General features: G+C 71.4%; 24 protein-coding genes. 13 read left to right on the top strand and 11 right to left on the bottom strand.

Annotated features, from left to right (window positions below):
• Positions 1-215 precede the first annotated feature (215 nt).
• Genes AMO33_RS22540 through uraD form a run of 4 tightly spaced genes read right to left on the bottom strand, consistent with a single transcriptional unit; the run spans position 216 to position 3,315 of the window.
• Complete coding sequence (locus tag AMO33_RS22540) at positions 216-1,583, bottom strand: 8-oxoguanine deaminase (protein ID WP_041560457.1); 1,368 nt, start codon at positions 1,581-1,583, stop codon at positions 216-218.
• Positions 1,571-2,464 carry a factor-independent urate hydroxylase gene (gene pucL, locus AMO33_RS22535; RefSeq protein WP_060594158.1) on the bottom strand — a complete coding sequence of 298 codons (894 nt, stop codon included), beginning with the start codon at positions 2,462-2,464 and terminating at the stop codon, positions 1,571-1,573. Before pucL ends, AMO33_RS22540 begins: the two co-directional genes overlap by 13 nt.
• A 6-nt stretch (positions 2,465-2,470) precedes the next feature.
• Complete coding sequence (gene uraH, locus AMO33_RS22530; protein WP_011211777.1) at positions 2,471-2,800, bottom strand: hydroxyisourate hydrolase; 330 nt, start codon at positions 2,798-2,800, stop codon at positions 2,471-2,473.
• Positions 2,797-3,315 (bottom strand): 2-oxo-4-hydroxy-4-carboxy-5-ureidoimidazoline decarboxylase, encoded by a 519-nt coding sequence (uraD, locus tag AMO33_RS22525; protein WP_060594157.1) that lies wholly within the window; start codon positions 3,313-3,315, stop codon positions 2,797-2,799. Before uraD ends, uraH begins: the two co-directional genes overlap by 4 nt.
• A 132-nt stretch (positions 3,316-3,447) precedes the next feature.
• Between uraD and AMO33_RS22520 the strand changes: the two genes are divergently transcribed.
• The 3 genes from AMO33_RS22520 (at position 3,448) to AMO33_RS22510 (ending at position 6,092) form a co-directional block, all read left to right on the top strand.
• Positions 3,448-4,014, top strand: a complete 567-nt coding sequence (locus AMO33_RS22520) for a nucleotidyltransferase family protein (RefSeq protein ID WP_011211779.1) — start codon at positions 3,448-3,450, stop codon at positions 4,012-4,014.
• 17 nt (positions 4,015-4,031) lie between these two features.
• Positions 4,032-5,072: an XdhC family protein gene (locus tag AMO33_RS22515; RefSeq protein ID WP_060594156.1), complete on the top strand. Its 1,041-nt coding sequence runs from the start codon at positions 4,032-4,034 to the stop codon at positions 5,070-5,072.
• A 105-nt stretch (positions 5,073-5,177) separates the two neighbouring features.
• On the top strand, positions 5,178-6,092 hold the full coding sequence (locus AMO33_RS22510; RefSeq protein ID WP_050768179.1) for a hexose kinase: 915 nt from the start codon (positions 5,178-5,180) through the stop codon (positions 6,090-6,092).
• Here the strand turns inward: AMO33_RS22510 and AMO33_RS22505 are convergent.
• From AMO33_RS22505 to AMO33_RS22485, 5 genes are all read right to left on the bottom strand, one after another.
• A complete protein-coding gene (locus tag AMO33_RS22505) occupies positions 6,089-6,367 on the bottom strand; it encodes a DUF3349 domain-containing protein (protein WP_011211782.1) in 279 nt (92 codons plus the stop codon). The genes AMO33_RS22510 and AMO33_RS22505 overlap by 4 nt on opposite strands.
• 14 nt (positions 6,368-6,381) lie before the next feature.
• On the bottom strand, positions 6,382-6,717 hold the full coding sequence (locus AMO33_RS22500) for a DUF3349 domain-containing protein (protein WP_011211783.1): 336 nt from the start codon (positions 6,715-6,717) through the stop codon (positions 6,382-6,384).
• Positions 6,718-6,727: 10 nt separating this feature from the next.
• The gene (locus AMO33_RS22495; RefSeq protein WP_011211784.1) at positions 6,728-7,009 is read right to left on the bottom strand and encodes a hypothetical protein; all 282 of its coding nucleotides are present in this window, start codon (positions 7,007-7,009) and stop codon (positions 6,728-6,730) included.
• A 12-nt stretch (positions 7,010-7,021) separates the two neighbouring features.
• The gene (locus AMO33_RS22490; protein WP_011211785.1) at positions 7,022-8,191 is read right to left on the bottom strand and encodes an inorganic phosphate transporter; all 1,170 of its coding nucleotides are present in this window, start codon (positions 8,189-8,191) and stop codon (positions 7,022-7,024) included.
• 94 nt (positions 8,192-8,285) lie between these two features.
• A complete protein-coding gene (locus AMO33_RS22485; RefSeq protein WP_060594155.1) occupies positions 8,286-9,857 on the bottom strand; it encodes an ATP-dependent DNA ligase in 1,572 nt (523 codons plus the stop codon).
• 138 nt (positions 9,858-9,995) lie between these two features.
• Here AMO33_RS22485 and ramB point away from each other — a divergent pair, with 138 nt between their 5' ends.
• The 7 genes from ramB (at position 9,996) to AMO33_RS22450 (ending at position 17,131) form a co-directional block, all read left to right on the top strand.
• Positions 9,996-11,402: an acetate metabolism transcriptional regulator RamB gene (gene ramB / locus AMO33_RS22480; RefSeq protein ID WP_060594154.1), complete on the top strand. Its 1,407-nt coding sequence runs from the start codon at positions 9,996-9,998 to the stop codon at positions 11,400-11,402.
• 171 nt (positions 11,403-11,573) lie between these two features.
• The gene (gene urtA / locus AMO33_RS22475; protein ID WP_011211788.1) at positions 11,574-12,848 is read left to right on the top strand and encodes an urea ABC transporter substrate-binding protein; all 1,275 of its coding nucleotides are present in this window, start codon (positions 11,574-11,576) and stop codon (positions 12,846-12,848) included.
• A 3-nt stretch (positions 12,849-12,851) separates the two neighbouring features.
• Positions 12,852-13,736 (top strand): urea ABC transporter permease subunit UrtB, encoded by an 885-nt coding sequence (gene urtB / locus AMO33_RS22470; protein WP_011211789.1) that lies wholly within the window; start codon positions 12,852-12,854, stop codon positions 13,734-13,736.
• Positions 13,733-14,875, top strand: a complete 1,143-nt coding sequence (gene urtC / locus AMO33_RS22465) for an urea ABC transporter permease subunit UrtC (protein WP_060594153.1) — start codon at positions 13,733-13,735, stop codon at positions 14,873-14,875. Before urtB ends, urtC begins: the two co-directional genes overlap by 4 nt.
• A complete protein-coding gene (gene urtD / locus AMO33_RS22460) occupies positions 14,872-15,750 on the top strand; it encodes an urea ABC transporter ATP-binding protein UrtD (protein ID WP_060594152.1) in 879 nt (292 codons plus the stop codon). The genes urtC and urtD overlap by 4 nt, the downstream gene beginning before the upstream one ends.
• On the top strand, positions 15,734-16,426 hold the full coding sequence (gene urtE, locus AMO33_RS22455) for an urea ABC transporter ATP-binding subunit UrtE (RefSeq protein ID WP_011211792.1): 693 nt from the start codon (positions 15,734-15,736) through the stop codon (positions 16,424-16,426). The genes urtD and urtE overlap by 17 nt, the downstream gene beginning before the upstream one ends.
• Before the next feature lie 6 nt (positions 16,427-16,432).
• A complete protein-coding gene (locus AMO33_RS22450) occupies positions 16,433-17,131 on the top strand; it encodes a GntR family transcriptional regulator (RefSeq protein ID WP_060594151.1) in 699 nt (232 codons plus the stop codon).
• Between the two features lie 30 nt (positions 17,132-17,161).
• Here AMO33_RS22450 and AMO33_RS22445 read toward each other — a convergent pair whose 3' ends face one another.
• Positions 17,162-18,655, bottom strand: a complete 1,494-nt coding sequence (locus tag AMO33_RS22445) for a hypothetical protein (RefSeq protein ID WP_060594150.1) — start codon at positions 18,653-18,655, stop codon at positions 17,162-17,164.
• A gap of 193 nt (positions 18,656-18,848) precedes the next feature.
• Between AMO33_RS22445 and AMO33_RS22440 the strand changes: the two genes are divergently transcribed.
• From AMO33_RS22440 to AMO33_RS22430, 3 genes are all read left to right on the top strand, one after another.
• Positions 18,849-19,394, top strand: a complete 546-nt coding sequence (locus AMO33_RS22440; RefSeq protein WP_060594149.1) for a carboxymuconolactone decarboxylase family protein — start codon at positions 18,849-18,851, stop codon at positions 19,392-19,394.
• 100 nt (positions 19,395-19,494) lie between these two features.
• On the top strand, positions 19,495-19,869 hold the full coding sequence (locus AMO33_RS22435) for a VOC family protein (protein WP_060594148.1): 375 nt from the start codon (positions 19,495-19,497) through the stop codon (positions 19,867-19,869).
• Positions 19,870-19,948: 79 nt separating this feature from the next.
• Entirely contained in the window at positions 19,949-20,380 is a 432-nt protein-coding gene (locus AMO33_RS22430) for a PPOX class F420-dependent oxidoreductase (protein WP_060594147.1), read from the top strand.
• Here the strand turns inward: AMO33_RS22430 and AMO33_RS22425 are convergent.
• On the bottom strand, positions 20,370-21,074 hold the full coding sequence (locus AMO33_RS22425) for a polysaccharide deacetylase family protein (protein WP_060594146.1): 705 nt from the start codon (positions 21,072-21,074) through the stop codon (positions 20,370-20,372). The genes AMO33_RS22430 and AMO33_RS22425 overlap by 11 nt on opposite strands.
• Positions 21,075-21,132 lie beyond the last annotated feature (58 nt).

The following is a 21,132-nucleotide window of genomic DNA, read 5'->3' as shown; positions in this document are numbered from 1 at the left end:
GTCGCCCGACCCGTCCTCGGAGGGCTCACGGTAGGGGTGTGCGATTGCCGCGGCGTTGCGCCGCGGCCACGTCCGCGTTTCGCGGGCGTAACCCCTACCAGCCGCTTCCGCAGTATGCCCCGCGGGCGACCGGTCCACGCCCGACACGACCGAACCGAAATCCGCAGGTGATCGCGGCCGAGCAGCGCGAACACCCGCGCGGAGCAATCCGACGGCTACCGGGCCGCGCGCAGCAGCGCCGCCTGCGCCGCCGCGACCTCGCGCCCCACCGCGGCCTCGTCGACCGTGCGCACCCGCCCGTCCCGCACGATCACCCGGCCGTCGACGACCAACGCCGCCAGCGGCGGCGGCGCGCCCAGGATCAGTGCCGTGACCGGGTCCTCGATTCCGGCGTGCGCGGCGGTGTCGAGCCGCCACAGCGCCAGATCCGCCAGCTTGCCCGGCTCGATCGACCCGATCTCCGCCGCCCGCCCGAGCACCCGCGCGCCGCCCATCGTCGCCAGCTCCAGCGCCCGGCGCACGCTCATCGCGCGTGGCCCGTGCGCGGCGCGGGCGAACAGCAGGGCGTGACGTGGCTCCTCGAGCATCACGGCGGCCTCGTTGCTGGCGGCGCCGTCCACCCCGAGCCCCACCGCGACCCCGGCCGCCACCAGCTCGGGCACCCGCGCGATGCCCGCACCCAGCCGTCCGTTGGAGGTCGGGCAGTGCGCCACGCCGGTTCGCGTGCGAGCCAGCGTGGCGACCGCCGTGTCGTCGAGGTGCACCGCGTGCGCGAACCAGACGTCGGGCCCGGTCCAGCCCAGTTGTTCCAGGTACTGCACGGGCGTGCAGCCGAAGCGCGTGCGGCAGTAGTCGAGTTCGTCGCGGGTCTCGGCCACGTGGGTGTGCAGGCGGACCCCGGCGGATCTGGCCAGCGCCGCCGACTCGCGCAGCAGGTCCGGCGTCACCGAGAACGGGGAACAGGGCGCGAGCGCGATCCGCACCATGGCGTCGAAGCCGGGATCGTGCCAGCGATCGATCGCCTCGGCGCCGGCGGTGAGAATGTGGTCGAGCCGTTCGACCACCGAGTCGGGCGGCAGACCCCCGTCGCTCGCGCCGAGATCCATCGATCCGCGGCACGCGTGGAATCGCACGCCGACCGCGGCGGCCGCGGCGATCTCGGCGCCGAGCAGGTCACCGCCGGTGCGGGGGAACAGATAGTGGTGGTCGGCGGTGGTGGTGCAGCCGGTGCGGGCCAGCGCCGCGAGCGCGCCGGTGGCCGCGACCCGCACGGCGTCCTCGTCGATGCCCGCCCAGATCGGGTAGAGCGTGCGCAGCCACTCGAACAGGGTGGCATCGGCGGCGATCCCGCGGGTGATCCACTGGTACAGGTGATGATGGGTGTTGACCAGGCCCGGGGTGAGCAGGCAGCCCCGCCCGTCGATACGGGGGACGTCCAGGGCGGGCGCCGGGCCCGCCGCGACCGCGCCGATCCGGTTGCCGTGCACCACGACGTGGCCCTCGCGGTACTCCGTCCCCGCGGCGTCGACGGTGACGACCGCGCAGCGGTCCAGCACCAGCGTCGGCGCGTTCACAGCTCCCATGCCTGCCCGGCGTCCGGCGCGTCGGCGCGGCGCAGCGCGGCCTCGATGAGCCCGTAGGGCCGGTCGGCGGCGTAGTACACCTCGCCGTGGTTGGCGATCCCGAACGGCGACAGGTCGTAGTCGAAGTGGTGTCTGTTGGGCGCGACCAGCCGGATCTCGGCCAGCACCGGGAAGTCGGCCAGCACCGCCGAGCCCATCTCGAACAGCGTCTGTTGCAACGCCTTGGAATGGTGGGTGGCGAACACTTCGATCAATCGGGCGCGCACGCCCGTATACGTGGCCGCCCAGTCCACGGCCGCGGTGTCGGCGAAGAGCCACCGCGCGGTCAGGGCGGTGGCCAGCATCCGGTCGTCGGTCGGCGCGAGCACGGTGAATTCGTCGCGCAGGAAGCCCGCGAACTCCGATCCGGTCGATTTGAGCAGCACCAGATCCCGCACGCCGCCGACCACCCAGGACCCGGTGCCCGTGACCGTCACCGCCGCCGTGCGCACCTCCGGGCCCCGCCGCACCCAGGTGTGGTCGTGCTCGCCCGGCCCGACCCGCGCGCGCTCCCAGGCGAATTCGTCGATCTCCACCCTGGCCGCGTGGACCGGGGCGATGTCGCGGACGAAATGCCCGGCCAAGGCGAGCCCGTAGTCCTCGATGTGGTGCAGGCCCTGGGTCTTGGCGTAGGCGTAGGCGGTCTGCTTCTGGCTGTCGGTGGGCAGCACCGCCGACTGGTCGCCGGTGACGTAGGCGTCGGCGAAATCACCGCGCAGCCGGGTGGAGACGGTGACGTCGCGGATCTCGTGCCGCGGCCCGTCCCGGTGGATGCGCACGATGCGGTTCTCGGACTTGCCGTAGCGATTGTCCGACAGCACGATCGGTCCGGTCAGCGGCACGGGCGCTCAACTCCCTCGGTAGGTGGAAAAAGCGAAGGGCGACAGCAGCAACGGCACGTGGTGGTGACGTTCCTCGGTCACCGCGAAGGTGATCGCGACCTCCGGGTAGAAGGTCGGTGTGCCCTGCGCGGCGAAATACGCGCCGGTGTCGAACACCAGGCGGTAGGTCCCCGGCGACACCTCGGCGAGCCCGCCGATGCGTCCGTCGGCGTCGGTCGCGCCCGAGGCGACCGGTTCGGCTCCGGCGTACAGCGTGACGGCGACCCCGGCGGCAGGGACGCCGCGCACGGCGTCCAGCACGTGGGTACTGAGTGTGCTCGTACCGGGTGTGCTCATACCGGGTCCTCTCCCGTGACGGCAGGCAGGCGGGCCAGCCGGAGCCGATTGATCTTCGCCAATTCCTCTCGGACGACGCGTTTTTCGACTTCCGGGTCGTTGCGCAGGCGGGCCTCGAGGATCGCGAGCAGCTCGTCGGCCGACCGACCCGCGGCGCTCACCAGGTAGATCCGGCCGAAGCGGCGCTCGTAGGCCCGGTTCCCGGCGGCCAGTGCCGCGCGCGTCGCGGCGTCGGCGCCCGCCACGCCCGCCTGCTCGTGGGACGCGGCCGCGCCGCCCGGCTGTTCGCCGATGCGGGGATGCCCGGCCAGCGCCCGGTCGATCTCGCGCTCCGGCAGGTCGGCGAGCACCCGCTCGGCCGCGGCGTACAGCCGCTCGGCGGTGCCGTAGGGGCGACCGGCGACCACCCGGCGCGCCCATTCCGGCGACGCGCAGACCTCGAGCAGCGCCGCGGTGGCCGCGGCCGCCGGCAGCGCGTCGAAGGCGGCGGTACCCGCCGGTGCGGGGTGCGTCATCGGTCCAGCATCGGTGACGCGACCGCCCGGCGCCAGCGCAGGGACGGATGGATGCTCCGGCGTGTCGGGCCTACGCCGTTCCGCCGCCCGTGTGTAACCCACAAGCAACGATCCGTGATTACGGTGACCGGCATGGCAGTATCCCGCGTCGGCATCGTGCTCGCCGCGGGCGCGGGAACCCGCTACGGCCGTCCCAAGGCGCTCGCCGAGGGCGGCGCCTGGCTGCGTTCGGCCATCGCGGCCCTGCACGGCGGCGGCTGCGAGCGGGTGGTCGTCGTGCTCGGCGCCACCGGCCCGCACCCGCACGCGCTGGACCTGCCTCCGGAGGCGACCCCGGTCTGGGCGCCCGACTGGGCCCGGGGGCTGTCGGCCTCACTGCGGGCGGGGTTGCGCGCCGCGGCGGGCGGTGACTACGCGGTGATCATGCCGGTGGACACCCCCGATGTCGGCGCCGCCGTCGTCGCCCGGGTTGTCGAGGCCGCGCTCCACGCACCGAGCGGGCTGGCCAGAGCCGTTTTCGCGGGCACGCCGGGGCATCCGGTTGTGATGGAGCACAAGCACTGGGCCGGGGCGCTCGCGATGGCCACAGCAGATCGAGGTGCCGGGACCTATACCGCGTCCAGGAGCGATATGGTGTGCGTCACGTGCGACGATCTGGCGACTGGAGTCGATCACGATTTCCCGGCCACCGCACACTGAGTGGAGTTGAGAACTGCATGCGCGACATCGTCGACGACCTCTTGCGGGTGTGGTATTCGGGCCGCACGGGTGGTCTGGCCACCGTGGTGCGGGCGGCGGGCGGTGAGCGGCTGCCGGTCGGCACGGCCATGCTGGTCGACGCCGACGGCGCCGTCTTCGGCGCGGGGCTGGGCGGCACGCTCGACAACAGCATCCGCGAGGCCGCCGCGAGCGCGGCGCGCACCGGCCACCGGGCCATGCACCGGCTGTCCGTGCCGCCCGGCGAGCCCGGGTTGGAGGCGGGCGGCAGCATCGACGTCTTCGCCGAACCCTTCTCCCAGCACGACTTTCCCGAATTCCCCACCGTCGCCGCCGAGATCGCCGCCAACCGGCGGGTCACCGTGTTCACCGTGGTCTGGAACCCCGACACCGACCTGATCGGCCAGCACCTCATCACCGACAAGCGGCACAACACCGAATTGGTCGCCCTGCCCGAATCCGACATCTTCGTCGCCTCGTTCGCACCCGCGCCGCGCCTGATCATCTTCGGCGCCAACTCCTACGCGGCGGCGCTGGCCACCCAGGCCAGGATGCTCGGCTACCGCGTCACCGTCTGCGATTCCCGCGAGGAGTTCGCCAGGCCGGAGGCCTACCCGGGCGCGGAGGTGGTGGTCGACTGGCCGCACCGCTACCTCAACACCCTCGCCGCGGCCGACGAGATCGACGCGAGCACCGCGATCGTGGTACTGCTGCCCGACCCCAAGTTCGAGATCCCGCTGCTCACCGTGGCCCTGCGGCTGCCCGAACTGGGCTACCTCGGTGCGGCGGGCTCGTATTCGGCGCACCTGCGACGGCTCGAGGACCTGCGCGCGGGCGGGTTCGACGAGACGACGCTCGCGCGGCTGCATTCCCCCGCCGGTCTGGACGTCGGCGCCCGCACCGCCGCCGAGACGGCCGTCGCGATCGCGGCCGAACTGCTGGCGGTCCGGTCCGGGCGCGCGGGGACGCCGGGCCGCGAGGACACCGGAATGATCCGCCCGGTCGGCGCTTTCGAGGGGAAAGCCACTGTGGGACTGTAGTTCTCCCGACCAGTAGCCGATCCGCACCCCGGCGGGCTATGACGGGCGACAGTTGCGCGGGGTGCCCAGACGTGGACAGTGGTTACCGTGATCCTCACTGTGACAATGAATCCCGCGTACGACACGACCTACCGGGTCGAGCGGTTCGAGCGCGGGCGGGCCCACCGGGTGCGTTCGGTCGAGCAGCGTATCGGCGGCAAGGGCATCAACGTGACGCGGGTGCTCAACCAGCTCGGCCGTTACGCGCGCGCGACGGGATTCGCCGATCACGCCTTCGCGGCCGCGGCCGAACTGGAGCTGCCGGTCGATTTCGTGCACGCGCTGCCCTGGGTCCGGCGCACGGTGGTGATCAGCGAATCCGACGACGGCACCGCGACCGCGCTGGCCGAGCCCGGTGCGCGGGTGTCGAACCCGCACGCCTGCGAGCAGCTGGCGGTCCGGGTGGCGGGCCTGCTGCCCGATCTCGGCGGGCTGGTGATCTCCGGGTCGCTGCCCGGCGGGATCGACGCCGGACTGCCCGCGCAGATCGCCGACAGCGCCGTCGCCGCGGGGGTGCCCACGATCTGCGATGTGGAGGACGAGGCGCTGCGGCTGGTCGCGAAGGTGCCCGGCGTGGTTCTCATGCCCAATGCCGCCGAGCTGACCTTTCTCACCGGCGACGAGCCGCAGACCGCGCGGGAGGTGGTGCGCGCCGCCCGGCCGCTGGTGGACGCGGGCGTGCGGGCGGTGGTCGCCACCCGGGGTGCGCGCGGCATGGTGGCGGTCACCCCGGAGGGCGCCTGGTGGGGCGGGCTACCGCAGCCGCTGGCGGGCAACCCCACCGGGGCGGGTGATTCCGCGGCGGCCGCGGTGATCGCGGCGCTGGCCGGCGGCGGCGAACCGGACTGGCCCGCGATCCTCACCGACGCGGTCGCGACGGCCGCCGCGGCGGTGGTCATCCCGGTGGCGGGCGAGATCGACCGCGGTTTGCGCACCGAACTGGCGCCCACCGTGCGCATCGAAGAACTCGACCCGCGCTAGGGCCGCTCCGATTCCGGCCACTCCCGGCCCGCCAGCCGCTCCTGCACGCGGGCGACATCCTGTTCCGAGGGCATCTCGTTGGTGACCTTGGTGATGAGCACCTGGATGTCGGTGCGGTCGCCGGAACCGTAGACCGCGGACGCGATCTCGGCCACCTCGTCGTCGGAGAGTCGGCGGCGCAGCACCGCGAGCAGCGGGATGTAGTCCGATTCCGGCACGCCCTCCGGGTAGCCGGCCCGCAACCAGTCGATGATGGCCTGGAGGAACGGGGGCACGACGCACCGCTTCCTCAGTCCGGGTCGTCGGCCGGGGGCTGGGCCAGCGGCCACCCACCCGCCGCCAGGTGCGCGGCCACCCGGGCCACGTCGTGCGGGTCGGGCTGCTCCTTGGCGAAGCGGGCGATGGCCGCCACGATGTCGTCGTGGGTGATGGTCGACTCCGGGTTGTCGCGCACCAGTTCCTCGGCGACCGTGACCACCTCGTAGTCGGTGAGGTGCCGGTGCAGCACCGCGAACAGCGCGACGTAGTCCGACTGCGGCACGCCCTGCGGATAGCCCGCCCGCAGCCAGCCGAGAATACGGCCGAGAACCTTCGGCCTGGTGGTGTCGGATGCCGACTCGGTCACGGTGCGCCCCTCACTCTCCGAACAGGTGGATGCCGAACCGCGCGGCCAGGAAGGCCTTGGCGGTGTAGAGGATTCCGGTGACGATCGCCGCGACGATCAGCGCGAAGCAGAGGTACGCGCCCGCGGCGGCGACGTGGTTGCGCCGGGTGATCCCGCCCTCGGCATCGACGGTAGCCGCCGCCGACCACCAACGCACGCCGAGCGCGAAGACGATCGGCAGGCCCGCGCCGAGCACCAGCGCGGCGACGACGACCTGCCACAGTGCGGACAGGTTCGTGGCGAGGGTGTGCACTGCGGACTCCTTCTACAGCGAGGGGGATCGGGGGGTCGGGTGCGCGCCGGTGCCCGGCCACTCGTTGACGTTGGTGGTGTCGACCTTGTCGCGCCGCGAGCGCACCCACATCAGCGTGCACAGCACCACCAGCACGGCGAACACCACGAGCACGCCCGCGAACCCGCCGATCAGGTGGGCGACGGCCCAGCAGATCGCGCCCGCCAGGCCGGCCATCGGCAGCGTCAGCAGCCAGGCCACCGCCATGCGGCCCATCACCGCCCAGCGCACCTCGGCGCCCTTGCCGATGCCGCTGCCCAGGATCGAGCCGGTGGCGGTCTGCGTCGTCGAGAGCGGCAGCCCGAAATGCGCGGAGGTCAGGATGATCGCGGCCGAGGAGGACTCCGCGGCCAGGCCCTGCGGCGAGTCGATCTCCACCAGGCCCTTGCCCAGGGTGCGGATGATCCGCCAGCCGCCCAGGTAGGTGCCCGCGGCGATGGCGAACGCGCAGGCGGCCATCACCCACAGCGGCATCTCGTCGTCCTTGGTGAGCGTGCCGTGCGCGACCAGCGCCAGGAAGATCACGCCCATCGTCTTCTGCGCGTCGTTGGTGCCGTGCGCCAGCGAGACCAGCGACGCCGAGCCCACCTGCCCCCAGCGGAAGCCAGAGCGCACCTTGGCCTGATCCGAGGACGCGGTGACCCGGTACACGCCCCAGGTGCCGATGGTCGAGACCAGCGCGGCCACCACCGGCGCCAGCACCGCGGGCAGCACGATCTTGGTCAGCACGCCCTCGGAGCCCGACGCCCAGATCACCCCGCCCCAGCCGAGCGCGGCGACGGTGGCGCCGATGAGACCGCCGAACAGCGCGTGCGACGAGCTCGACGGCAGGCCGAGCAACCAGGTGAAGACGTTCCAGAGAATCGCGCCGACCAACCCGGCGAAGACGATCACGAGCAGGTCCTGCCCGCCCACCGCGTCGAGCTGGACGATGCCCTTGGCGACGGTCGCGGCCACCGCGACCGAGAGGAAGGCGCCGATGAGGTTCAGCGCCGCCGAGAGGGCCACCGCGATGCGTGGCCGCAGCGCCCCGGTGGCGATGGAGGTGGCCATCGCGTTGGCGGTGTCGTGGAAGCCGTTGGTGAAATCGAATGTGAGTGCCGTCGCGATGACGATCAGCAGCACCAGTAATTCGGCGGTCACGTCTCCAGTGTGCGGTAACCGTCTGTTCGCCTGCCAGGCGGTCGCCGCGTGTCGGGCGTTCACCCCGATGCGCTAAAGTGCGCGCCCCACCGGATCAGGGCAGCAGGCCGCGCACGGTATCGATGGTGTCGGCCTGGTCGGGCGTCTTGTCGGGCCGATAGCGCACCACCCGCGCGAACCGCAGCGCGACGCCGCCGGGGTACCGCGGGCTCACCTGCACACCGTCCAGCGCGATCTCCACCACCAGCTCCGGCCACAGGTACACGGTGTGCTCGTCGCGGGCCCGCTCGTGGCGCGGGAACTCCGCGGTCTGCCAGGCCAGCAGGGCGTCGGTGAGGCCCTTGAAGGTCTTGCCCACCATCACCGGCTCGCCGGTGCGCGGATCGCGCGCGCCCAGGTGCAGGTTGGACAGGTACCCGGTGCGCCGCCCGTACCCCCACTCCGCACCGAGCACGAGCAGGTCGAGGGTGTGCGTCGGCTTGATCTTCTGCCAGGACCGCCCGCGTCTGCCCGCCGCGTACGGCGCGCTCAGCGACTTGACCATCAGCCCCTCGTGCCCGGCCGCCAGCGCGCCGTCGAAGTACTCGGCGGCGGCCTCGGCCTCGGGCCGGATGAGCGCCGGGATGGCGTGTTCGCCCGCGACCGCCAGCAGCGCGGCCCGGCGCTCGGACAACGGGGCGTCGAGCAGGTCGCGGCCGTCCAGGTGCAGGCAGTCGAAGAAGTACGGGTGCAGCAGCAGTTCGCGCGTCGAGGACACCGGCGGCACCACCGGCGTGCCCGGCGGCAGGTCGACCTCGGCCGCGCGGGCGGGGTCGGCGGTGGCGAAGCGGCTCATCGTCTCCTGGAACGGGCGCGGGCGGCCCGCGTCGGTCAGCGCGAGCGTCTCCCCGTCGAGCACCACGCTGGTGCAGTCGAGCCGGGCCACCAGCTCCACCAGTTCCGGGACGCCCGCGGTGATGTCGCGCAGCGTGCGGGTGAACACCGCGATCCGGTCGCCGTCGCGATGGACCTGGATGCGCGCGCCGTCGAGCTTGTGCTCGACGCTGACCTCCCCGCCGAACTCCGTCATCGCCTCCTCGAGCGAGGCGCCCGGCGCGGCGAGCATCGGCTGGATCGGCCTGCCCACCTCGAGCCGGAATTCCGCCAGCGCCGCCGCGCCACCGCGCAGGGCGGCCTCCGCCGTCACGGGCAGCTGCCCGGAGAGCATGTAGGCCCGGCGCACCTGCTCGACCGGCACGTCCGCGGCCGCGGCGACCGCCTCGGCGACCAACGCGGTGAGCGCGCCCTGCCGCAGTTCCCCGGTGAGCAGCCGCAGCAGGAACTCCTGTTCGGGTCCGGTCGCCGCCGACCACAGCCGGGTCAGCAGTTCCTTGCGGCGATTCCCCGAGCCGGCGCCCGACACGGCGGCCAGTTCGTCGAAGATCGCGTCGACCGTCGCCACCTCCAGCGCGGCGTCCAGCGCCGGTGGCACGCGCACCCCGGTGAGCGTGCGCCAGCCGGTGCCGATGCGGCCCTGCCGCAGCTCACCGGACAGCCACGCGACCACCGGGGCCAGCTCCGCGGACTCCGCCGCGCGCAGCAGCTCCGCCAGCGCCGCGACCTTCGTCTTCCTCGACCTGGTGGCCCGCACCGCCTCCGAGGTCCGCACCACGTCAGCGAACAGCACGAATCAGACCGTAACCGCCGGTACCGACATCCGCACGGATCCACGCCAGGACCGCGCGGCCGCGGGCGCGCCCCGCGGTCTCGCACATCCTGTTAATTTCACATTGGCACTGCTGTGAAGACATCCTAAGCTGGTCGCATGGCCAAGACTTATGTGGGCGCGCGGCTGCGACAGCTGCGCACCGAGCGCGGGCTGAGCCAGGTCGCGCTGGCCCAGCAGCTCGAGATCTCGGCCAGCTACCTGAACCAGATCGAACACGACGTCCGCCCGCTCACGGTGCCGGTGCTGCTCAAGATCAGCGAAGTGTTCGGCGTGGACGCCACCTTCTTCTCCTCCCAGGACGACACCCGGCTCATCGCCGAGTTGCAGGAGGTGGTGATGGACCAGGAACTCGGCATCGAGGCCGACACCCAGGAGATCGCCGAGATGGTGTCCGCGCACCCGAGCCTGGCCCGCGCGATGGTGGCCATGCACAACCGGTATCGCAACACCAGCGCCCAGCTGGCCGCGGCCACCGAGGACCGCTTCGCCGACGGCGCGGGCAGCGCCACCATCAGCAAGCCGCACGAGGAAGTGCGCGACTACTTCTACCAGCGGCAGAACTACATCCACGAACTCGACACCGCCGCCGAGGAACTCACCGCTCGGATCCGCTTCCACGGCGGGGACGTGAGCACCGAGATCACCCGGCTGCTGCGCGAGCACGACGTGCGCATCATCGAGCGGATCGATCTCGGCGAGGGCGTGCTGCACCGCTACGACCCCGAGACCCGCAGGCTCGAGATCGCCCCGCACCTGTCCGGCGGGCAGCGCACCTTCAAGCTGGCCGCCGAGCTGGCCTACTTCGAATGCGGCGACCTGCTGGAGAAGCTGGTCGACGAGGGCAATTTCGCCTCCGAGGACACCCGCAAGCTGGCCATGCTCGGCCTGGCGAACTACTTCGCCGCCGCCACCGTGCTGCCCTACACGCACTTCCACGAGATCGCCGAGGACTTCCGCTACGACATCGAGCGGCTGTCGGCGTTCTTCAGCCAGAGCTACGAGACCATCTGCCACCGGCTGTCCACCCTGCAGCGGCCCTCGCTGCGCGGGGTGCCGTTCTCGTTCGTGCGGGTGGACCGGGCGGGCAACATGTCCAAGCGGCAGTCCGCCACCGGGTTCCACTTCTCCTCCAGCGGCGGCACCTGCCCGCTGTGGAACGTCTACGAGACCTTCGCCTATCCGGGCAAGATCATGACCCAGATCGCGCAGATGCCCGACGGTCGCAAGTACCTGTGGGTGGCGCGCACCGTCGAGCGGCGCGCCACCCACTACGGCCAGCCCAGCAAGACCTTCGCGATCGGCCTGGGATGCGAACTGCGCCACGCGAGCCGGGTCGTCTACGCCGACGGCATCGACCTGGACCAGGTCAAGGCCACCCCCATCGGCGCGGGCTGCCGGGTGTGCGAGCGCGCCAACTGCCCGCAGCGCGCCTTCCCGCCGCTGGGCAAGAAGCTCGACATCAGCGAACACCGCAGCTCGGTCTCGCCCTACGTCCTGAAATGAGTGCGACGTCCTGAGATGAGCGCCGCTCCGGGCGTTCCAGGGAAACGTTCACATCACTGAAACATCGGCAATCCACTTGTCACCGAGGGATATTCCGGCGCAACAACTTCTGTCTAACGTTCGCGGCACGAATACAGCCGCTGTATACGCGTGTCAGAAGGGTTCCGCCACATGTCAGATCCACGTTCCGCCCGTCGGCATCGTTCTCGCCGGGTGACCAAGGCGCTGGTCGTCCCGACCGCGCTCGCCCTCACCGGCCTGTTGCTGACCGCCTGTGGCGCCAAGGACGACGCGTCCAGCGACGCGGCCGCCGCCTCCTGCGTCGACACCTCCGGCCCGACCGTGAAAATCGGGTCGCTGCACTCCCTCTCGGGCACGATGGCGATCTCCGAGGTCACCGTCGCCAACTCCACCAAGCTGGCGGTGGACCAGATCAACGCGGCGGGCGGGGTGCTGGGCAAGCAGATCGAGCTGGTGCTCGAGGACGGCGCCTCCGATCCGAAGACCTTCGCGGAGAAGGCCGAGAAGCTCATCAGCTCCGACTGCGTGGCCGCGGTGTTCGGCGGCTGGACCTCGTCGAGCCGCAAGGCGATGAAGCCGAAGTTCGAGAGCCTCAACTCGCTGCTGTACTACCCCGTGCAGTACGAGGGGCTGGAGGACAGCAAGAACATCTTCTACACCGGCGCCACCACCAACCAGCAGATCGTGCCCGCGCTGGACTATCTGAAGCAGAAGGGCGTGAAATCGCTCTACCTGGTCGGTTCGGACTACGTGTTCCCGCAGACGGCCAATCGTGAGATCAAGGCCTACGCCGCCGCCAACGGCATCGAGATCAAGGGCGAGGACTACACCCCGCTGGGCTCGACCGACTTCTCCACCATCGTCAACAAGGTCCGCACCGCCGACGCCGACGCCGTGTTCAACACCCTCAACGGCGATTCCAACGTCGCGTTCTTCCGCGAGTACAGCAACGCGGGCCTGAAAGCCGCGGACATGCCGGTGGTTTCGGTGTCCATCGCCGAGGAGGAGGTCGCGGGCATCGGCGCCCAGCACATCGCCGGGCAGCTGACCGCCTGGAACTACTACCAGACCGTGGACACCCCGCAGAACAAGGCGTTCGTCGACGCCTACAAGGCCGCCTTCGGCGCGGACAAGCCCACCTCCGACCCGATGGAGGCCGCCTACACCTCGGTCTACCTGTGGAAGAACACCGTCGAGAAGGCGAACTCCTTCGCTGTCGCCGACATCCAGGCCGCCGCGGACGGAGTGAGCTTCGACGCGCCGGAGGGCCGGGTCACCATCGACGGCTCCAACCACCACATCACCAAGACCGCCCGCATCGGGGAGATCCGTCCCGACGGCCTGATCTACACGGTGTGGGAGTCCGCGGGCCCGATCCAGCCCGACCCGTACCTGAAGTCCTACGACTGGGCGAAGGGTCTGTAGCTCGTGGATGTTCTCGTCGGACAACTCTTCACCGGGTTGAGCCTCGGCTCGATTCTGCTGCTCGCCGCGCTCGGCCTGTCGCTGACCTTCGGCCAGATGGGCGTGATCAACATGGCCCACGGCGAATTCATCATGGCCGGCTGCTACACGACCTACGTCGTGCAGAAGGTGATCTCGGACGCCGGGGTGTCGCTGATCGTCGCCCTGGTGATCGGGTTCCTGGTCGGCGGCGCGCTGGGCGCGGTGCTGGAGATGGGGTTGATCCGCTGGATGTACGACCGGCCGCTGGACACGCTGCTGGTGACATTCGGTGTGGGCCTGGTGTTGCAGCAGCTGGCCCGCGACGTCTTCGGTGCCCCGGCCAAGAACGTGCTGGCACCGGAATGGCTCGGCGGCGGCGTCACGATCCTGGGCGCCGTCGTCCCCAAGACCCGCATCTTCATCCTGGTGCTCGCGGTGGTCGCGGTCGCCGCGCTGGCCGCGGTGCTCAAGGCGACGCCGCTGGGCAGGCGGATCCGGGCCGTGGTGCAGAACCGCGGCCTGGCCGAGACCAGCGGTATCTCCAGCCGCTTCACCGACATCAGCACCTTCTTCATCGGCTCCGGCCTGGCCGGGGTCGCCGGGGTGGCGCTGACGTTGATCGGCTCGACCAGCCCCACGATCGGGCAGAGCTACCTCATCGACGCCTTCCTGGTGGTGGTGATCGGCGGCCTCGGCCAGATCAAGGGCACCGTGATCGCGGCGTTCGCGCTGGGCCTGCTCAATTCCTACATCGAGTACGAGACCACCGCCTCGATCGCCAAGGTGATCGTCTTCGTGATCATCGTGATCGTGCTGCAGGTCCGCCCGCAGGGTCTGTTCACCGTTCGGACAAGGAGTTTGGCATGACGACGCTGATCGGGTCGTGGCGGGAGCGCTCCTCGCTCACCGCGCTCGCCGGGTTCGCCGTCGCCGCGATCCTGTTGTTCGCGGTGGCACCCGCGGTGCTCAGCGATTTCCGGCTGAACCTGCTGGCGAAGTTCCTGTGCTTCGCCATCGTGGCGGCCGGCATCGGGCTGGCCTGGGGGCGCGGCGGCATGCTGACCCTCGGCCAGGGCGTGTTCTTCGGCATCGGCGCCTACATCATGGCGATGCACCTGCAGATGGCCGACGCCGCCCGGCTGGGCAACGACGTGCCGGAGTTCATGGAGATCGCGGGTATCCGCGAGCTGCCGACCTTCTGGCAGCCCTTCGCCTCCGCGCCGGTGGCGATCCTGGCGATCCTGGTGCTGCCCGCCCTGGTGGCGGCGGTGCTCGGCTACGGCGTGTTCAAGCGCCGGGTCAAGGGCGCGTACTTCGCGATCCTCAGCCAGGCACTGGCCGCCGCGCTGGCGATCCTGCTCACCGGGCAGCAGGCGCTGGGCGGCTTCACCGGCCTGTCCGACTTCCGGGCGTTCTTCGGGTTCAAACTGTCGGACCCGGCCAACCGGCGGATGCTGTTCTTCCTCGCCGCGGGCGCGCTGCTGGTGGTGGTGGCCATCGTGCGCCAGCTCATGCACAGCCGCTACGGCGAACTCCTGGTCGCCGTGCGCGATCAGGAGGAACGGGTGCGCTTCCTCGGCTACGACCCGGCCGACATCAAGATCGTGGCCTACGTGGTCGCGGCGTTCTTCGCCGGGATCGCCGGTGCGCTGTTCACCCCGATCGTCGGCATCATCTCCCCCGCCGACATCGGTGTGGTGCCCTCGATCGCCTTCCTGATCGGGGTGGCGATCGGCGGACGGACCACACTGCTCGGCCCGGTGCTCGGGGCGATCGGCGTGGCGTGGGCGCAGACCACGCTGTCGGAGCAGTTCCCGTCCGGGTGGACCTACCTGCAAGGCGTGCTGTTCATCGTGGTGGTCGGGTTCATCCCGGCCGGGCTGGCCGGGGTGTGGCCGATGCTGAAGGCGCGGTTCGGTTCCCGCACCGCCGCGCCGCCATCCCCACCGCCGGTCCCGGCCGCCGCACCGGCGGTCGACGAGGCAGAGAAGGTGGAATCGCGATGAACACAGCGTCGAACGAAGCGACAACCGCAGTGGCGACCGAACCACGCTTCGGCGGGAACGCGGGCATGACCAGCGAATACCTCGAAATCCGCGGACTCTCGGTGAGTTTCGACGGGTTCAAGGCGGTCACCGACGTCGATCTCACGGTGCTGCAGGGTGACCTGCGGTTCCTGATCGGACCCAACGGCGCGGGCAAGACCACGCTGATCGATGCGATCACCGGCCTGGTGCCCGCCACCGGATCGGCGCAGAAATCCGGCGCCGAGCTACTGGGCAAGAAGGTGCATCAGATCGCGCGGCTCGGCGTCGGGCGCACCTTCCAGACCGCCAGCGTCTTCGAACAGCTCACCGTGTTGCAGAACCTCGACATCGCCGCGGGCGCGGGCCGCTCCGCGTTGACCTTGCTGCGCAGGCGCAAGTCGGTGTTGCCGAGCATCGAGGAGGCGCTGGAGACCACCGGGCTGGCCGCGCTGCGCGGCAAGCCCGCCGGGGTGCTCGCGCACGGGCAGAAGCAGTGGCTCGAGATCGGCATGCTGCTGGTGCAGAACGCCTCGGTCCTGTTGCTCGACGAACCGGTGGCGGGCATGAGCGCCGAGGAACGCGAGGAGACCGGGAACCTGCTGCGCCGCATCGGCGCCGAGCGCGTGGTGGTGGTCGTGGAGCACGACATGGAGTTCATGCGCTCCTTCGCCACCTCGGTGACGGTGCTGGCCGGCGGCACGGTGCTCAGCGAGGGCACCGTGGAGCAGGTGCAGGCCGACCCGAAGGTGCAGGAGGTCTACCTGGGCACCGCGGCCGCGATCGGCACCGAACTCGAGGACGCCGTCGCCGCGTCCGCGACCACCGAGGAGGCCGGCGATGCTGGAACTCGTTGACATCCGCTCCGGCTACGGACGCACGGAGGTGATCCACGGCGTCTCGCTCACGGTGCCCGACGATTCCGTGGTCGCGATCATGGGGCACAACGGCGCGGGCAAGACCACGCTGCTGCGCACCGCGGTCGGGTTGCTCGGCGCCAAGTCCGGGGAGATCCGCTTCGACGGCGAGACGATCACCAAGCTCGCCCCCTCCCGGCGGGTCGCGCGCGGCATCGCCTACGTCCCGCAGGGGCAACAGAGTTTTCCCCAGCTGACCACAGCCGAGAACCTGCAGGTGGTGGCCGACGGCCGCAAGCGCGGTAAGGAGCTCATCGAGGAAGCGCTGACCCTGTTCCCGGCCCTGCGGGAGCTGCTGTCCCGCAAGGCCGGGCTGCTCTCCGGCGGTCAGCGCCAGCAGCTGGCGATCGCGCGGGCGCTGATCACCGAACCGAAGCTGTTGATCCTGGACGAGCCGACCGAGGGCATCCAGCCGTCGGTGGTCGCCGAGATCGAGCGCACCATCATCGATCTCACCCGGCGCGGCGGGCTCAGCGTGCTGCTGGTCGAGCAGCACATCGGGTTCGCGTTGCAGGCCGCGCAGCGCTACTACGTGCTCGAATCCGGGCGGGTGAGCTCGACCGGCGCGGGTGGGGCGGGCGCGGAGACCGCCGTGCGCGCCGCGATGGCGATCTGAGCCGCCGTGGCGCGCCGGGGGCGGGTGCCGCTGGGTGAACAGGTCTACCACCGGCTGCGCCACGATCTGGCCACCGGCGCCGTGGTGCCCACCGAACGGCTCGGCGAGGAACGGCTCGCCGAGGCCTACGGCGTCTCCCGCACGCCGGTGCGGGAGGCGCTGACCCGCCTACAGGCCGACGGGCTGGTGGAACGACACGCCGACGGCCTCTATCCGTATCGGCCCCGGCTCGAGGAACTCGACGACCTCTACGAACTCCGGGTGACGCTGGAGGCCAGGGGCATTCACCGCGTCCTCGAGCCCGGCGCGCGGCGCGCGCACGACCGCGCCGCGCTCGGCGCCCAGCTGCGCCACTGGGTCCGGTTGCGTGACGACCCACCCGTACCCGGCCCGGCCGTCGTCGCCGAGGACGAGCACTTCCACACGGCCTTGCTCGCCGCCTCCGGCAATGCCGCCCTGGCCGACGCGCTGGCCGCGGTGCACGGTCGACTGCGCCCCGTCCGTACCCTCGACCTGCCCACCGGCGCGCGCATCGCCACCATGACCGCCGAGCACATCACCATCGCCGAACAGCTTCTCGCCGGTGAGCCGCGACGGGCACTGGCACTGCTGGTCACCCACATCGAGAGCTCCCGCGCGCACGTGCTCGCCCGTGCCGAACACGCCCTCGAACTCGCCGAACTCGGTCGCGCCGTGCGCGATTGACCGCAGCCCGGCGCGGGCGAGCCGCCGGTGTCAGCAGCCGGACTGGAACGGGAAACACGCGCTCGGACGCGGCGGAGCGGTCGGCCTGGCGCCGGTGGTGGAGGTGGTGGTGGTGACCGCCGGTGCCGCGGGCGGATCGTCGTCGTCACGGGCCACGGCCGTCACGACCATGCCGAAGACGGCGAGGATGCCCACGAACGCCACGGCCAGCACCAACCAGCTCGCCAGGTGTGGGGAGCGGCGGCCCGGCGGGCGGGGGGTGGAGCGGGGCGGGGCGAACGCGGGGGCGTAGCCGCCGGAGCGCGGGCCGCCGGTCGCGGGCGGAGGTGGTGGGGTCGGGCCGGCCGACTCGATCGGCGACCGGCCCGGTGTGGCGGCGGCCCGGACGGGCGCCGCAGACCGAGTTGGCGGAGCCTGGCGAGGCGACTCGGTAGGCGTCCGAACCGGCATGGGGTCGGCGGCCCCGACGGGCGCCGGTGGTGAGGTCGGGCCGGGCGACCCGTCGGAAGGCGCCCGACCCGATGTGGGATCGGCGGCCCGGGAGGGCGCGGCAGGCTGAGGTCGTGAGGTCGGGCCGGGCGACTCGGAAGGCGCCCGAACGGGCGTAGGTTCGGCGGCCTGGACAGGCACCGCGGGCGGGGAGGTGTCCGGGTCGGCGGCGTCGGCAGCGGGATTCGCACGCGGGACCGCGGGGCCCACGACCGGCGTCGTCGGGTGCGCCTCGGGAGGGGTTGGTGCGGGCTCTCCCGGGCCGGATCCTGTGGTGGGACGGTCGATTCCGCCGGCCGGGGCGAAGCCTTCGGCACTGGGCGCCGCGCTGATGCCGGGCTCGGTTCCCGGTGGGGTCGCCGAGGGCGGTGGCGGGCCGGGTTTGCGGCGGAATGCCGAGAGTGGGTTGCGGCGGGTCCGGGGGCCCGGCGGGGGGCCGCCGAAACCGTCCGCGGTCAGGTCCTCGCGGCCCACACCGTCGCTCATGCCGAGCGCGTGCGCCGCGGCGAGCACCTGATCGGGGGTCCATTCCCGTTCCCCCGCATTGAATTTCTCGAGGTAGCCGCGCAGGTCGGCGGCGTCGGTCACGTTGGCGACCAGCACCTCGCGGCCGGGGCGCAGGCCGATGCGGGACGGGCGCACCACCACCCCGCGGAACGGCACGAGGGCCACCACGCCGCAGACGTGGCCGGGATCGAGCAGGGCCCGCTCCAGCGTGGTCCGCACGGCGTAGAGGGCGTGTTCGAGACGGTCCGCGGGCACGGTCTCGCCGTCGAGGTCGGCAGGGTCGCCGCTGATCGTCCAGGCGGCGTCGGCGCGGGCGCTGAGAATACCGCTCTGCCTGCGCCGGAAGCCGCGGATCTCGACCACCGCCACCCCGCGGGGCAGCACCAGCACCGCGCCCACCCGGCGGGTGCCGCGATCGACCCGCACGTCGACCAGGGCCAGGCAGGTGACCGGCAGCGAGCGCAGGCAGTCGACGAATTCGCCTTCGGCCGCGGACAATTGCGCGTCCGGCCTGATCTTCACCAGCATCCGTCGACCTCAGCCCCTCTTCGTCACCGTGGCACGAGGCGCCCCACCCCCGCACCGGTACTGATGATGCCGGTACGCGGCGGGGAAAACCACCGGAAGGTCGCGAACGGCCGTGCCGGACGACCGGAAGGTAGGCTCGGCGCACGGTCCGGCGACGGCGCCCGGGCCCGGTGGACGGCGGAAGGCGGCGGCGATGACTTCGACCTCACGAGCGCGCATCGAACCGGGTCGGTTGCGGGAACTCGGTCCGATCAACTGGGTTGTCTGGCAGGTTCTTTCCCGGGTCGCGGGCGTACCGGACGCGCATCTGTTCAGCACGCTCGGCCGCACCAGGGGCCTGTTCCGCGGCTGGCTGCACTTCTCCGGCAAGCTCATGCCGGGCGGGCGGCTGCCCCGCCACGAATCCGAACTCGTCATCATCCGGGTCGCGCACCTGCGCGGCTGTGAGTACGAGATGGACCACCACATCCGCCTGGGCAGGCGCGCGGGCGTCACCCCGGAGATCCTCGCCCGGCTGCGGATCGGTCCCGCCGATCCGGCCTGGACACCGAAACACCGCGCCCTGCTCGACGCCGTCGACCAGCTCACCACCACCCGCGACATCGACGACGCGGCCTGGGCGGAGCTCGCCGAGTACTACGACGACCGCGAACTCGTCGAGATCGTGCTGCTCGTGAACCAGTACGAGGGCCTGGCGGCCACCATCACCGCGCTGCGGATCCAACGCGACCGGCTCTGAAGACCGGGTTGTGATCGGGTTCACATGCCATGCCGGGAATTACCGTATGCTGTACAACGTACTATGTACGGTATTGCCTGAACCGACCCAGGGAGCGCCCTTGCAGATCACCGCCAACGCCATCTCGCTCAACGTCGCAAACCCCGCCGCGTCGGCGAAGTTCGTCACCGAACACTTCGGCTTCACCGAACAGATGTCGGCCGACGGTTTCGTCTCGCTCACCCGGCCGGACGCGCCGAACCTGATCTTCCTGCGCACCGGCCTGTCCACCTTCAAACCGGCTGAGATCGCGGGCAGTGCGGGTCAGGGCCTGCTGGTCGTCTTCGTGGTGGAGAACATCGACGCCGAATACGACCGGCTGCGCGCGGCGGGCGTGCCGATCGTGACCCCGATCGAGACCGAGGAATGGGGCGAGCGCTACTTCCAGATGCGCGACCCGAACGGCATCATCTTCCAGCTGGTGCAGTGGGTCTGAGCCGCCACTCGTGCGGGGCAGGCGAGTCCGGCCCCGCACCCGCGGGAAGGTTGCCGCGCCCGGCGTGGTTGCAGTGCGCATGGACCTCGATCAGGCACTCGAATTCGCCCGCGGCACCCAGCGTTCCGTGCTGACCGCGATCCGGCGCGACGGCCGGCCGCAACTGTCCAACGTCCTGCACACGGTCGCCCCCGACGGTGCCGTCCTCATCTCCATCACCGCCGACCGCGCGAAATACCACAACCTGCGCCGCGAGCCCTGGGCCGCCCTGCACGTCACCAGCGCGGACTTCCGCTCCTACGTCGTCCTAGAAGCCGACGTCACCCTCACCCCCGTCGCCACCACCCCCGACGACCCCGCGATCGACGCCCTCGTCGACTACTACCGCCTCGCCGCGGGCGAACACCCCGACTGGACCGACTACCGCCGCGCCATGGCCGCCGACCGCCGCGTCCTCGCCCGCCTCACCCCGCGCCGCGCCTACGGCCTCCTGGAACGGGTCAGTGGGTGAGGAGGTCGGAGACGGTGACGAAACGGTAGCCCTGGGCGCGCAGGTCGCTGACGATACGGGGGATGGCGGCGAGGGATTCGGCGGCTTTGCCGTACATGACGTGCAGCAGGATGATCGAGCCGGGGCGGGTTTCGCGCACGGCTTGCTCGGCGATGGTGGCGGCGTCGGCGGTGGTGCCGGAGTCGGGTTCCACGTCCCACATGATCGTGGTGCGGTCGTGGTCGGCGAGGTAGCGCGGCAGGGACCAGAGTTTCTTGCCGTAGGGCGGGCGGAAGGTGACCGGGCCCTGGTAGCCGGTGGCGCGGATGGCGGTGTCGGTGCGTTCGACTTCCTCGCGCACGGTGGCGGGGGAAACGAAGAGCATGCGGCGGTGGCTGTAGGTGTGGTTGCCCAGCTCGTGGCCCGCGGCGGCGATGGCGCGGCCGAGCTCGGGGCGGGCGTCGAGATCGCGCCCGTTGAGGTAGAAGGTGGCGCGGACGTCGAGCTCGGCGAGAACGCGCAGGACTTCGGTGGCGCGCTCGCTAGGCCCGTCGTCGAGGGTGAGGGCGACCAGCTTCTCGGTGGTGTCCACGCGGTCGACCAACCGGCCGGCCACCTGATAGGTGCGCGAACCGACCAAGCGGTATCCACCGATCAGCACCACGAGCACCAGCACGAGTCCGGCGGCGGTCCCGATGATCCATGAGCGACGCATCGCGCCAGTCAAACACACCGGCACCGGAACGGCAGCGCGCCAGCGCGATTCGATCCGG

This window comes from Nocardia farcinica, from assembly GCF_001182745.1.
Lineage (GTDB): Bacteria > Actinomycetota > Actinomycetes > Mycobacteriales > Mycobacteriaceae > Nocardia > Nocardia farcinica.
Note: the sequence above shows the minus strand (reverse complement) of the source record. Positions and strands in the feature narration are given on the sequence as shown.

What these genes read in the sequence shown, in the direction of transcription:
- urtE (WP_011211792.1), top strand. Translation starts at nt 15,734, where the DNA reads ATGCTGGAACTCGTTGACATCCGCTCCGGCTACGGACGCACGGAGGTG.
- AMO33_RS22540 (WP_041560457.1), bottom strand. Translation starts at nt 1,583, where the DNA reads ATGGGAGCTGTGAACGCGCCGACGCTGGTGCTGGACCGCTGCGCGGTC.
- uraH (WP_011211777.1), bottom strand. Translation starts at nt 2,800, where the DNA reads ATGAGCACACCCGGTACGAGCACACTCAGTACCCACGTGCTGGACGCC.
- uraD (WP_060594157.1), bottom strand. Translation starts at nt 3,315, where the DNA reads ATGACGCACCCCGCACCGGCGGGTACCGCCGCCTTCGACGCGCTGCCG.
- urtA (WP_011211788.1), top strand. Translation starts at nt 11,574, where the DNA reads ATGTCAGATCCACGTTCCGCCCGTCGGCATCGTTCTCGCCGGGTGACC.
- urtC (WP_060594153.1), top strand. Translation starts at nt 13,733, where the DNA reads ATGACGACGCTGATCGGGTCGTGGCGGGAGCGCTCCTCGCTCACCGCG.
- AMO33_RS22430 (WP_060594147.1), top strand. Translation starts at nt 19,949, where the DNA reads ATGGACCTCGATCAGGCACTCGAATTCGCCCGCGGCACCCAGCGTTCC.
- AMO33_RS22520 (WP_011211779.1), top strand. Translation starts at nt 3,448, where the DNA reads ATGGCAGTATCCCGCGTCGGCATCGTGCTCGCCGCGGGCGCGGGAACC.
- ramB (WP_060594154.1), top strand. Translation starts at nt 9,996, where the DNA reads ATGGCCAAGACTTATGTGGGCGCGCGGCTGCGACAGCTGCGCACCGAG.
- AMO33_RS22425 (WP_060594146.1), bottom strand. Translation starts at nt 21,074, where the DNA reads ATGCGTCGCTCATGGATCATCGGGACCGCCGCCGGACTCGTGCTGGTG.
- AMO33_RS22515 (WP_060594156.1), top strand. Translation starts at nt 4,032, where the DNA reads ATGCGCGACATCGTCGACGACCTCTTGCGGGTGTGGTATTCGGGCCGC.
- AMO33_RS22440 (WP_060594149.1), top strand. Translation starts at nt 18,849, where the DNA reads ATGACTTCGACCTCACGAGCGCGCATCGAACCGGGTCGGTTGCGGGAA.
- urtD (WP_060594152.1), top strand. Translation starts at nt 14,872, where the DNA reads ATGAACACAGCGTCGAACGAAGCGACAACCGCAGTGGCGACCGAACCA.
- AMO33_RS22510 (WP_050768179.1), top strand. Translation starts at nt 5,178, where the DNA reads ATGAATCCCGCGTACGACACGACCTACCGGGTCGAGCGGTTCGAGCGC.
- AMO33_RS22445 (WP_060594150.1), bottom strand. Translation starts at nt 18,655, where the DNA reads ATGCTGGTGAAGATCAGGCCGGACGCGCAATTGTCCGCGGCCGAAGGC.